This is a genomic window from Kitasatospora sp. NPDC056181 (genome assembly GCF_042266225.1).
Lineage (GTDB): Bacteria > Actinomycetota > Actinomycetes > Streptomycetales > Streptomycetaceae > Kitasatospora.
The window spans coordinates 1-12,054 of record NZ_JBHJUK010000204.1 but is presented as its reverse complement, the minus strand read 5'-3'; the positions used below and the strand labels follow the sequence as shown (position 1 = coordinate 12,054).

The window sequence follows — 12,054 nt, the reverse complement described above, 5'->3', positions numbered from 1 at the left end:
GCTTCTTTTTTTAATTCGAGACTGTTTCCACTTAGACACCGGGGGGGACTTTTTGGGGACTTGCCGCCGACAACCCCACCCCCGGGGCCATCTTTGTGGGCCGCGCCCCCGGGCGCCTCCCACCCGCCCTCCTGGAGAACCGGATGAGCCACCCCAGCCGTATCGAGGTCCTCGGCGAGCACGAGGACCGCTTCGACGAGATCCTCACCCCCGAGGCCCTCGCCTTCCTCACCCGCCTGCACGACCGGTTCGCCCGGCGCCGCACTGAGCTGCTCGCCGAACGCGACCGCCGCCGAGCCGAGTTGGCCGCCGGCGCCGGCCTCGGCTTCCGCCCCGGGACCCGGGCCGTCCGGGAGGACCTCACCTGGCGGGTCGCCGGCGCCGGGCCGGGCCTGGTCGACCGCCGGGTGGAGATCACCGGCCCTCCCGAGCGGCGGATGACCGTCAACGCCCTCAACTCCGGTGCCAGGGTGTGGCTGGCGGACTTCGAGGACGCCACCTCCCCCACCTGGCACAACCTGGTCTCCGGCCAGCTGAACCTGGTCGACGCGATCGAGCGCCGGATCGACGACACCACGCCGGAGGGCCGGCGCTACCGTGTCGGGGACACCCCCGCGACCATCGTGGTCCGCCCCCGCGGCTGGCACCTGGACGAGCAGCACCTGCTGATCGACGGCCGCCCGGCCGTCGGCGCCCTGGTCGACTTCGGCCTCTACCTGTTCCACTGCGGCCGGCGCCAGATCGAGCGCGGCAGCGGCCCGTACTTCTACCTCCCGAAGCTGGAGAACCACCTCGAGGCCCGGCTCTGGAACGACGTCTTCACCTTCGCCCAGGCCGAATTGGGCATCCCCTACGGCACCGTCCGCGCCACCGTCCTGATCGAGACCATCACGGCCGCCTTCGAGATGGACGAGATCCTCCACGAGCTGCGCGACCACGCCGCCGGCCTCAACGCGGGCCGCTGGGACTACCTGTTCAGCCTGATCAAGAACCTCGCCCACCGCGGTCCGCGTTTCGTCCTGCCGGACCGTGCCACCCTGACGATGACCCAGCCGTTCATGCGCGCCTACACCGACCTGCTGGTGCGCACCTGCCACCGGCGCGGCGCCCACGCCATCGGCGGCATGGCCGCCGCGATCCCCCAGCGCGACCCCGCCGCCAACGAGACGGCCCTGACCGGGGTCCGGGCCGACAAGGAGCGCGAGGCGGGCGACGGCTTCGACGGGTCCTGGGTCGCCCACCCCGCCCTGGTCGCCACCTGCCGCACCGCCTTCGACGCCGTCCTCGGCGACCGCCCGCACCAGCTCGACCGCACCCGCGAGGACGTCGAGGTCACGGCCGCCGACCTGCTCGCCGTCCACCGGCTCTCCGCCGGCCTCCCCACCGAGCAGGGCGTGCGCTCCAACGTCGCCGTCGCCCTGCGCTACCTGGTCGCCTGGCTGGGCGGCTCCGGAGCGGTGGCCGTCTTCGGCCTGATGGAGGACGTCGCCACGGCCGAGATCGCCCGCTGCCAGATCTGGCAGTGGCAGCACCACTGCTCCCGGCTCGCCGGCGGCTCGCTCGCCACCCCGGACCTGGTGCGGCGCCTGATCGACCGCGAGCGTGCCACGCTGCTCGCCGAGGGATCCGACCCGGTGCTGGTGGACGACGCGGTGCGCATCCTGGAGGACACCGCCCTCGCCGCCGACCTGCCCGCCTTCCTCACGACCGGGGCCTACGCCCGCCACCTCGTGCGGATCCGCACCGCGGCCTGAGCCGCCCGACCACGGAGGCAGTGCACCATGAACGGCACCATGAACGACATCCGCCGTGTCGCGGTCGTCGGCGCCGGGCAGATGGGCTCCGGCATCGCCGAGGTCTTCGCCCGCGCCGGACTCGACACCATCGTCTGCGAGTCCGGCCGGGGCGCCCTGCGCGCCGCCCGGAGCCGGATCGACCGCTCGCTGCACCGCGCCGTCGACCGGGGCCGGATCAGTGAGCAGCAGCGCACCGACGCCTGGGCCCACCTGCTGTTCGCCGACGACCTGGAGTCGCTCGCCGACCGCCAGCTCGTCGTCGAGGCCGTCGTCGAGGACGAGCGGGTCAAGACGGAGGTGCTCACCACCCTGGACAAGGTGCTCGTCGCCGAGGACGCCGTCCTGGCCACCAACACCTCGGCCATCCCGGTGACCCGTCTGGGCATCACCACCGGCCGGGCCTCCCACGTCCTCGGCCTGCACTTCTTCAACCCGGCCCCGGTCATGCCGCTGGTCGAACTCGTCACCTCGCTGCACACCGACCCCGCCGTGGCCGGCCGGGTGGAGGCCTTCGCCGGGGACGTCCTCGGCAAGCGCGTCGTCCGCGCCCGCGACCGGGCCGGCTTCGTCGTCAACGCCCTGCTCGTGCCCTACCTGCTCTCCGCGATCCGGATGACCGAGGCCGGGCACGCCGGCCCCGAGGACATCGACGCCGGCATGGTCCACGGCTGCGCCCACCCGATGGGCCCGCTCGAACTCGCCGACCTGATCGGACTGGACACCGTCGAGGCGATCGCCCGGTCGATGTACGACGAGTACAAGGAACCGCTGTACGCCCCGCCGCCCCTGCTCTCCCGCATGGTCGAGGCCGGGCACCTCGGCCGCAAGAGCGGGCGCGGGTTCCACGTCCACCCGACGGCCTGACCGTCCCGGGCACCCGTCGGCGCCCAGCGCCCTGGAGATCGCGCCACCCGCGCACGCTCCGGGGCGCTGGGCCGTCCCGGGTCGCCGGGAGGAGCCGCCTCCTGGTGGATCACCGGCTCTGCGGCGAGCGGGCTCGCTCATGCGGGCCGGTCGGCCCGTCGGCAGGCCGCGGCGGGGAGTGCGGGGTGGGCGGGAGGCAAGCACGGATGTCCGCCAGCAGTTCGGGCAGGCCGCGTCCTGGGCCCAGCCGTCCGTCCAGCCACTCGGACTGGTCGGTGGGGATGCCCGCCAGCACCCGTTCGACTTCGGCCAGCAGCTGCCGTCCGCGGTGGAGGTCGAGCTTCATCCGGGCCACCTGTGCCTGCTGCCCGCCAAGCTGTCGGCGGGCGGACTCCAGGCCGGCGTGCTGTTCCGGGGTCAGGACGACGACCTCGACGCCGTCCACCGTCGTCGTCCGGGGCTTTCCAGGCTTGGGCACGGTCGTGGCCTTTCGGGTTCAGGAGCGTACCGGTCCCGCCGCCCGCGGGAGGGCGTCCGGGCCCGTCGGTGCTCCGGGCGCGTCCGGGGCCTCGAACCGGACGACCGGCTCGAAGTTGGCGCGCCGGGCGGCGCGGCGGAAGACCGCGAGCACGGCCGGCCCGACGACGAGGACGGCGGTGAAGGTGGTGACGGCGCGGCCGGTGTCCCAGCCGAGCGAGGTGGCGAGGTCGAAGAGCAGGTAGCGGTGCCACTGCTCGGTGAAGGGCAGGCCCGGCAGGTAGGCGATCGAGCTGTTCGGGTCGGTGGAGAACGGCCAGAAGGAGAGGTTCAGCAGGAAGCCGAACAGATAGCCGGAGAAGGCGCCGTAGGTGGCCAGCATCGGCACCTCCCAGCGGCGCCGCGTCCTCGGCAGCAGCCCGGCGAGCATGCCGACGAAGGCGCAGCCGAACATCTGGTACGGCATCCAGGGGCCGACGCCTCCGGTCAGCAGGGCGGAGGCGAACAGCGAGGTGCAGCCGAGGGTGAAGCCGAAACCGGGGCCGAAGACGCGGCCGGCCAGGACGAGGACGAAGAAGACCGTCTCCACCCCGGCGGTCCCGGCGCCGAGCGGGCGGAGTCCGGCGTTGACGGCGGACAGGACGCCGAGCATGGCGAGGGCCTTGGCGTCGATTCCGCCGGCGGCGATCTCGGCGATGACGACGGCGAGGACGAGGACGAGCAGCGCGCCGAAGATCAGCGGCGGGGCGTAGGAGGAGCCGAACTTCCCGGGGGCGACCACGAACGGCCAGGTGAAGGCAACCATGCCGATGAAGCCGGCGAGGGCGACGACGATCCGGGCCCGGCCGGGGATCCTGACGGCGGTCACCGGGCGGCCTCCGCCGGTGCGAGTGCCTCGGCGACCTGATGTGTCGTCAGATAGGGCAGTGGGGCGAGGATCTTGGCGGTCTGCGGGGCGAAGGTGGGCGAGGCGACGATGACCTCGGCGGTGGGGCCGTCGGCGACGACCTCGCCCTCGGCCATCACGACGACCCGGTCGGCGGCGGAGGCGACGAACTCGACGTCGTGGGTGGAGACCACGACCGTGCGGCCCTCCGCGGCGAGGGCGTCCACGATGCCGGTGAGCGCCGCCTTCGCCTGGTAGTCGAGCCCGCGGGTGGGCTCGTCCAGCAGCACCACCCGTGGTGCGGCGGTCAGTTGGATCGCCAGCACCAGGGCCAGCTTCTGCCCCTCCGAGAGGTCCCGGGGGTGGGTGTCGTCCGGGATTCCGGGGGCGAGCCGGTCGAGGACCTGCCGCGCGGTCGGCCCGGCGTCCCGACCGGACTCCAGGTCGCCCTGGGCGAGTTCCTGCGCGACCGACTCCAGGTACAGCAGGTCGGTGGGGGTCTGCGGGACGAGCCCGACCAGTTGGCGGGCCCGGGCTGCGGGGAGGCGTTTCGGATCCTGCGCCGGCCCGCCCTCCGTCCCGACGACCTTCACGCTGCCGCCCTGGCGGGGCCCGGAGCCCTGGAGGGCCCAGAGGAGCGAGGACTTGCCGGAGCCGTTGCGGCCCATCAGCGCGGTGACCTGACCGGCGCGCAGCTCCAGGCCGACCTCACGGACGGCGGCCACCGGCCCGTAGCGGACGACCACCCCCCGGGCGTCCAGCACCGGTTCCCCCGCCACCGCTGCCCGGCGCGGCGGGGGAACCGGCACGTCGGCGAGCCGTTCCCGCAACGGCGCGGCGGCACGGCGGGCGTCGCGGACGGACAGCGGCAGCGGCCGCCAGCCGGCGAGCCGGCCGAGGCCGACGACGGGCGGTGCGATCGCGGTGTCCCGGAAGATCTCGGCGGGCGGCCCGTGCACGACGGTTCTGTCGCCGGCCAGGTAGGCGACGCGGTCGGCGTACTGGACGACGCGCTCCAGGCGGTGCTCGGCGAGCAGGACGGTGACGCCGAGGTCGTGCACCAGCCGGGTGACGGCGGCGAGCACCTCCTCGGCGGCGGTCGGATCGAGGGCCGAGGTCGGCTCGTCCAGCACGAGGACGCGGGGGTGGGCGGTGAGGACGGAGCCGATGGCGACGCGCTGCTGCTGGCCGCCGGACAGCTCGTGCAGGGCGCGGTGGCGCAGGTCGGCCAGGCCGAGCAGGTCGAGGGTCTCCTCGACGCGCTTGCGCATCACCTCCGGCGGGATGGCCAACTGCTCCATGGCGTAGGCGAGTTCCTCCTCCACCGTGTCGGTGACGAAGCCCGCCGACGGGTCCTGGCCCACCACGCCCACCACGTCGGCCAGTTCGCGCGGCGGATGGTGCGCGGTGTCCCGGCCGTCCACGCTGACCCGGCCGCGCAGCGTGCCGCCGGTGAAGTGCGGCACGAGGCCGTTGACGGCGCCGAGCAGGGTCGACTTTCCGACGCCGGTGCGGCCGACCACCAGGCAGAGCTCGCCCTCCGGGATGTGCAGGTCGACATCGCGCAGGACGGGCGTGCTCTCGCCGTCGTACACCACGCTGACCTGGTCGAATCGGATCACGTGCTCACCTCGGAGGTCGTGCGGTCGGTGCCGGTGGTTCGGGTGTCGCCACCGGTGCGCGCGGTCAGGCGCTGACCGGGCACGGGGGCGGAAGCGGGCGCGGAGGCGGAGGTGGAGGTGGAGGCGGGCGCGGGGGCGGGCGCGGAGGCGGGTGCGGGCGTACGGCCGGGCACGGAGCCGGGTTCGGGGGTGCGGCCGGGCGGCGGCGAGACGATCCCCGCTGCGCCCGCCAGAAGCAGGGCGAGCACCGGGACGAGCGGCAGCGTCGGCCAGGCCAGCGGGTACAGGGAGGGGTTGAGGTCGGTGGCGTCGTAGCCGACCGTGGCGAACAGCAGGACGGCGGCGGTCACACCGCACCCGGCGACACCGCACTCGGCGGCCCGCCAGCGATCGGGCCGGTAGGTGGTGCGCCGGACCCGCCGCCCGCCGAGCAGCAGACCCGCCACGCACAGGACGGCGCCCACGAGGAAGGCCGGAAGTCCGAGCGCCGCGGGGGCCGTCCCGTCCAGCAGCCCGTACACCCCGGCGCACAGGCCGCACATGCCGAGAAGCATCAGGGCGCCGGTGAGCCGGCGGGAGCGGCGGGAGGCGGTGCCGGAGCGTCCGTAGCCGCGTGAGTCCATCGCGGCGGCCAGGTGCAGCGAGCGCTCCAGCGCGTCCTCCAGAACCGGTACCACGATGCTGCGCAGCGCGCGGACGCCCTTCTGCCGCCCGGCACGCAACCGCCGTGCCCGGGCGACGCGTTGGACGCTCTGCACGAGCTGCGGGGCGACGCTGAGCGAGACCGTCACGGCGACGCCGAGCTCGTACAGGGCGCCGGGCAGGACCCGCAGGGCCCGTTTGGGGTTGGCCAGGGTGTTGGCGGCGCCGATGCAGCAGATCAGGCAGGCCAGCCGCAGCCCGTCGAAGGCCGCGGAGAGCGTGGCCTCCAGGGAGACCGGTCCGCCGATCTCGATGCCCGCGTACCAGGCGGGGGTGGGGATGTGCGGCAGGGAGAAGAGCAGGTGGTCCTGCGGGGTGATGCCGGTGGCGAACACGCAGCGGAAGACCACCCGGATCGCCACCACGGTCAGCGCCACCCACAGGTAGTACGTGAACCCTCGTGCCCACGGGGCCTCGGTCCGGCGGGCCGTGACCACGTAGCCGAGCACCGCGAGGACGAGCAGGAGCAGGAGCGGGTTGGTGGTACGGCTGGCCGCCGTCGCCAGGGCCAGCGCCCAGGCCCACCAGGCCAGCGGGTGCAGGTCCCGCGGGCTGCGCCGGCTCCCCGCGCTCCGGCCGGGGGCGGCGGGCGGGGAGTCGGCGGCGGGCGGGGAGCCGGCGCCGGGCTTGACGACGATGCTCACCGGATCACTCGGCCTGTCGACGGCGGCGGCGCGCGGTGACGGCGGTGACCACGCCCAGCACCACCACGAGGACGGCCCCGACCGCGGCCGGCACCATCGAGCCGGGGTCGTGCGGGGTGTCGGCGGCCGGGGCCGCGTCCACCACCCTCGGCCCGCCGGCCTCCACGGAGGGCGACGGACCGTCGGCAGCGGTGGGCGTCGCGGCGGCGCCGGCTTCCACGGACGGCGTGTCGGACGGCTGTGCGGAGGGCGTCCCGGCCGGCGGGGCGGTCGCCTCGGCGGCCGGTGTCTCCGGGTCCGCCGGTGCGGGGGCCTCGGCCGACGGGCTCACCGATGCCGTCCGCCCGCCCGTGGCGCCGGACGATCCGCCCGTGCCACCGCCCGAGGACGGACGTTTCGTGGCGCCGGACGAACCACCGTTGTTGCCGCCGGACGAGCTGCCGGACGAGCTGCCGGACGATCCGGTACCGGACGAGGATCCACCGTTCGCGCCCGCGGAACCTCCGCCGTTCCCGCCGGTGCCGGTGCCGTTCCCACCGGTGCCGGTGCCGTTCCCACCGGTGCCGGTGCCGTTCCCACCGCTCGTCCCACCGGAGCCACCACCGGCTGCCCCTCCCCCGCCGGCCGGCGGTCGGGGCGGTTCGGGGGTGGAGGCGGCGCCGCCCGGGCTGGTGTTCCGGGCGCGCACGGAGTCCGGCGAGATGGCCGGACGCCCCTCGGTGCCCTCGATGTTCGTGCCACCGAAGATCCACAGGTCGACGCTGCCCGGCTTCGGCTGGTAGCTCATCGCGCCGAGCTGGCTGTAGGACCAGTCGTTCTGGCCCGGATCGGCGTGCCAGTACGACCAGTAGGCCGTGGCCGGGGGCGTCAGGACGCACTTCTCCTGGTCCGGAGCGGGGTACTGCTTGCCGCCCTGGAAGCCGCTGTACCCGATCCGGCAGATGAACGCCGGGCCGTCGTGCCCCGTCCCGGTGGTCTTCCAGCCGCCCTGGTTGAGCAGGGCGTACCCGGTCGTCGGGGTGGTCCCGCAGGAGCGCAGCAGCGGGCCGCCCCACCGGCTGAAGTCGACGGCGAGCACCACGCCCGAGGTGGTGGTGCACTGTTCGATCGGCGTCGGCGCCGCGGACGCCGGGGCCGTCCCCAGCCCGACGCCACCCGAGGCGAGGGCGAACGTCAGGACCGCCGCTCCGGTGAGCCGGCCCAGCCGGCCCAGCCGCCGGCTCACCGGTGACGCCCCGGGACGGAGGCCGTACGGCGGAGGGCGACGAGGACCCCTGCCGTGCCGGCCACGGTCAGCAGACCGGCGATGCCCGTCAGTACCAGGGCGTCGGTGCCGGTGCCGGCCAGACTGCCACCGGCGGCCTGGACGGAGCCGCCGCGCACCGGGGCGCCGGTGCTGCCGCCGTCTCCGACGAGCACGGCGTCGGACGGGCGGCCGGCGGTCGCGCCCTCACCGGACGACGGCACGGCCGTGGACGTCGCGGAGGCGGTTTCCGTCGGTGAACCGCCCGCCGTCGGTGAACCGCTCGCGGTCGGTGTCCCCGTGGGTGTCGGCGTACCGGTAGGCGTCGGCGTACCCGTGGGCGTCGCGGTCGGCGTACCGGTAGGCGTCGGCGTACCCGTGGACGTCGCGGTCGGCGTCGCGGTCGGCGTACCCGTCGGCGGCCCGGTCGGCGTGGGCGTGGGCGTGCCGCCGATGGTGCGGGACAACGTGCCGAAGGAGACGCCCGTGGCACCCCCCAGGACCTGCGTCGAGGCGCGGACGTCCGAACCCTGCTGTCCGGCGGACGCGACGTTGAACCCGCCGTCGGCGTTCTGCTGGCCTGCGAGGAAGTCGAGCGCCTTGGCGATCTGCCCGCCGTACGTGACCTGGCGGAGCGTCATGCCCTGGACCGCGAGGGCAGCCGAGTTCGTCGAGTCGCCGGCCGCGCCGGGGAAGCCACCGTCCGGCAGCTGCCGGGCGGCGAGCCAGCCGAGGCCCTTGTCGACCGCCTGCGCGGCCTCGTCCCCGGGGACGAGCGCGAGCGCCATGACGGCCATCGCCGTGCTGTCGACGTCGGAGTCGCCGGTGGCCGGGATCAGGCTCGGCCAGGAGCCGTCCGCGTGCTGAAGGCTCTTCAGGTAGGCGACCGGGGCGACGGCGCCGGCCGTGTCGCCGGCGCGCAGCTGCGCCATGATGCCGAGGGCCTGGGAGAACACCGAGGTGGCCCAGGTGTAGTTGCCGGACTCGGCGCAGCCGGTGTCCGGGGTGGCCTTGGTGCACACCACCGCGGCGAGGGCGGCGATCAGGTCGTGACCGCCGAAGTCCCGCGGGTTGCGGCCCACGATCTCGGCGAGCAACGCCTCCTTGCCGATCGAGCCTCCGCCGGCGAACTCGGTGCCGACACCGGTCCAGTCGTTGACGGTCCGCCCGCTCGCGTCCTTGCCCTGCTGGTCCAGGAAGTCGACGATCCTGCGCAGCGCGGTGTCGTCGGTGCCGGTGGCGGCGAGCGCGTAGGCCCCGTCGATCGTGAGACCGAAGTCGGCGAAGGCCGGGAAGCCCTCGTAGTAGTGGCCGTCGATCAGGCGGGCCGGGTCGGTGAGGTAGGCGCTGCCCTTGGCGGCGTCGGGCTTCCTTCCGGCGGGCGGGGCCGGCGTCGCGGTGGTGCCGTCCGGGTTGCGCCGGACGCTGGTGAGGTCGGTGCCGGTCAGGGCCAGGACGGCCTGCTCGGTGGCGGCCGGCGACCCGGTCGGGCTCGCGGTCGGGGTCTGGCTCGGGGTCGCCGAGGGGGACGCGTGGGCGTCGCAGCCACGGACGACACCACCGCCCCAGTGCCCGAAGTCGACCGCGACGATCGCGCCCGTCGTCGCCGTGCACTGCTCGATCGGGTCGGCCGCCGCGGTTCCGGGACGCCCGAGCAGGACCGTGCCGCAGGCGGCGACCGCGACGGCGCCGGCGACCACCAGGGACGCGAGTTCCCGGTTCCTGTGACGTGTACGACTGCTGCTGACCCTCACGACGACTCCCTGGTCGGTCGACGCGGGAGAACACGGCGCAGCCGACGGTCTCCCGGGACAGGGACCGTCCTGACCGCGTCGTAGTCCGCGACGACGCAAGTGCTCTGTGAACAGGCCCCCGGTCCAGGCATTCCGGCTCACCCACCGGGTTGGCGGGTCTACGGTTGCGGGTCAGCGCCGGAGTTGGACCGGCTTCCCCTGAATGCCGAGGGCGAAAAATCGGTTCATCAGACCACGGCAGCTGACGGAGAGTCAACGGGGCGTCAGGTAGGTCACATCGCCTCGTCGCCCGGTGCGCCGTGCGGTAGCGTCCCCGGTGGCCGAGGGGGGAACCCGGTGCGAATCCGGGGCTGAACGCGCAGCGGTGTGGGGCGGCGGTCGTGCCGTTCCGGGCCCGGATTCCGGCGCCCCGGCCCTTCCGCGGAAGGGTCGGGGCGCCGGCGTGCCTCCCGGCGTCAGGGCCTCCAGGCGTCAGGGCCTCCGGGCGTCAGGGCCTTCGGATGTCAGGGTGTCAGGGCGCCGTGATGCCCGGCTGGGCGCCGGCGCCGAAGGACCAGCCCTCGACGTCGCCGGGGGCCGGGTTGTAGCTGCCGGCGCCCAGGCTGCTGTACGACCAGGGGCCGCCGTGCTGGGCGTGCCAGTACGACCAGTAGGCGCTGCCGGTCGGGTTGGTGCAGGTCGTCGGCAGCGCGTTGATCCTGCACACGAAGCCCGGGAAGCGCGGGTGGAAGGCGTACGAGAACCCGGCGCCGGTCAGCGCGGCGAGTCCGCTGGCCGGGTCGCCGGGGGCGCAGCCGGTCTGGATGCCGCCGCCGACGGCCGTGAAGTCGACCACGACCGTGACGCCGGTGGTCCCGGAGCAGGCCGCGGCCCGGGCCTGCGGGGCCTGGACGGCGCTGACGCCGAGCAGGCCGGCGGTGAGGGCCGCGGCCGCGGCGATCGACCCGAGCGTGCGGCGGACCGGACGGGCCGGGGTGAGGGTGTCGGTCATCGGATAACTCCTCCTGGGGACGGGCCTGTTCAGCGGGAGACCGGTGCCGGGCAGGCCAGGGTGGGCGCGTCGGGGCGTGCGCCGGCGGCGGAGAGGGTGGTCAGCGGGGTGCCGGCGAGGCCGAGGACGGCCTGCGCGGTGGCCCGGGCACCGTTGCCCGCGTCGAAGCCGGACGCGTCGTAGGCGACCGCGCCGCGGACGGCCGGGTCCGTGGAGCATCCCTGCTGGAACTTGACCAGCCGGCTCCAGCCCTTGAGGCCGGCCCCGAGGCGTCCGCCGGAGAGCAGCGCCTGGGTGGCCAGGCCCGTGGTGTTGGCGTTGGAGGCGCTCGCCCCGGCGGCCGCGAACCCGCCGTCGGCGCCCTGGTGGGAGGTCAGCCAGGTGAGGCCGGCGCTCGCCTTGTCGGCCCGTCCCGTGGCGGCGAGGGCCTGGACGGCGAGCGCGGTGGCGTCCGGGTCGCCGGTGCAGGTGGCCTGACCGAAGGAGACCGGGAAGCCGCCGTCCGCGCACTGGCTGCCGGCGAGGAAGTCCACGGCCGCCGACGGAGCGTCACCGGGCGTGCGGTGCAGGGCGATCAGGGCCAGCGACTGCCCGAAGGCGTTGCTGTAGTCACCCCACTGCGAGCGGTCGGAGAAGCGGCCCTCGGCGGTCTGGAGCGAACGCAGCCGGGCCGGCAGGTCGACGCCGCCGAAGCTCGCCGGGTCCGCGCCGCGGACCTCGACGGCGAGCAGCAGCTTGGCGGTCGCGCCCGCGTACGCCTCGGTGGTGCCGTCGCCGAGGTAGCCGCTGATGATCTCGGGCCTGGCGAGCCAGGCGGTGGCCTTCGTGGCGGCCTGCTCGGAGCCGTGCGAGGCGGCGAAGGCCAGCACGGCGTCGATGGTCAGGCCCTGGTCGGGATAGGCGGTGCCGTTGAAGACGGACTCGAAGTGGTCGCCGTCGACGAGCCGGCGGGCCAGCCAGCCGGCCGCGGCGGCGTCCGGGCGGACGGTCCGGGACGACGCCGCGTCGGCGGGTGCGGCGTGGGCGGCAGGTGCGGCATGGGCGGCAGGTGCGGCATGGGCGGCAGGTGCGGCAT

Annotated in this window: 10 protein-coding genes and 2 riboswitches; of the genes, 2 read left to right on the top strand and 8 right to left on the bottom strand. The window is 74.9% G+C overall.

The window, feature by feature from the left end:
- Positions 1-143: 143 nt before the first annotated feature.
- Together aceB and ACFC1F_RS39895 are read left to right on the top strand one after the other, a co-directional pair.
- Positions 144-1,754 (top strand): malate synthase A, encoded by a 1,611-nt coding sequence (gene aceB, locus ACFC1F_RS39900; RefSeq protein WP_376166250.1) that lies wholly within the window; start codon positions 144-146, stop codon positions 1,752-1,754.
- Positions 1,755-1,781: 27 nt separating this feature from the next.
- Complete coding sequence (locus ACFC1F_RS39895) at positions 1,782-2,660, top strand: 3-hydroxybutyryl-CoA dehydrogenase (RefSeq protein ID WP_376166248.1); 879 nt, start codon at positions 1,782-1,784, stop codon at positions 2,658-2,660.
- Positions 2,661-2,769: 109 nt separating this feature from the next.
- On the opposite strand, the gene ACFC1F_RS39890 is transcribed toward ACFC1F_RS39895, so the two are convergent.
- The 8 genes from ACFC1F_RS39890 to ACFC1F_RS39855 form a co-directional block, all read right to left on the bottom strand.
- On the bottom strand, positions 2,770-3,138 hold the full coding sequence (locus ACFC1F_RS39890) for a hypothetical protein (RefSeq protein ID WP_376166246.1): 369 nt from the start codon (positions 3,136-3,138) through the stop codon (positions 2,770-2,772).
- Positions 3,139-3,156: 18 nt separating this feature from the next.
- Complete coding sequence (locus ACFC1F_RS39885) at positions 3,157-4,005, bottom strand: ECF transporter S component (RefSeq protein WP_376166244.1); 849 nt, start codon at positions 4,003-4,005, stop codon at positions 3,157-3,159.
- Positions 4,002-5,645, bottom strand: coding sequence for an ABC transporter ATP-binding protein (locus ACFC1F_RS39880; RefSeq protein ID WP_376166242.1), 1,644 nt, complete (start codon positions 5,643-5,645; stop codon positions 4,002-4,004). The genes ACFC1F_RS39885 and ACFC1F_RS39880 overlap by 4 nt, the downstream gene beginning before the upstream one ends.
- Positions 5,642-6,991, bottom strand: a complete 1,350-nt coding sequence (locus ACFC1F_RS39875) for a CbiQ family ECF transporter T component (RefSeq protein WP_376166240.1) — start codon at positions 6,989-6,991, stop codon at positions 5,642-5,644. Before ACFC1F_RS39875 ends, ACFC1F_RS39880 begins: the two co-directional genes overlap by 4 nt.
- A gap of 4 nt (positions 6,992-6,995) precedes the next feature.
- A complete protein-coding gene (locus tag ACFC1F_RS39870; protein ID WP_376166238.1) occupies positions 6,996-8,216 on the bottom strand; it encodes a hypothetical protein in 1,221 nt (406 codons plus the stop codon).
- Positions 8,213-9,988, bottom strand: coding sequence for a prenyltransferase/squalene oxidase repeat-containing protein (locus ACFC1F_RS39865; RefSeq protein WP_376166236.1), 1,776 nt, complete (start codon positions 9,986-9,988; stop codon positions 8,213-8,215). Before ACFC1F_RS39865 ends, ACFC1F_RS39870 begins: the two co-directional genes overlap by 4 nt.
- A gap of 104 nt (positions 9,989-10,092) precedes the next feature.
- A riboswitch (cobalamin riboswitch) is annotated at positions 10,093-10,238 on the bottom strand.
- A gap of 77 nt (positions 10,239-10,315) precedes the next feature.
- A riboswitch (cobalamin riboswitch) is annotated at positions 10,316-10,391 on the top strand.
- A gap of 108 nt (positions 10,392-10,499) precedes the next feature.
- Positions 10,500-10,979, bottom strand: coding sequence for a flagellar hook-length control protein FliK (locus tag ACFC1F_RS39860; protein WP_209412355.1), 480 nt, complete (start codon positions 10,977-10,979; stop codon positions 10,500-10,502).
- 29 nt (positions 10,980-11,008) lie between these two features.
- On the bottom strand, positions 11,009-12,054 hold a 1,046-nt coding region (locus tag ACFC1F_RS39855), incomplete at its 5' end, for a peptidase (RefSeq protein ID WP_376166233.1).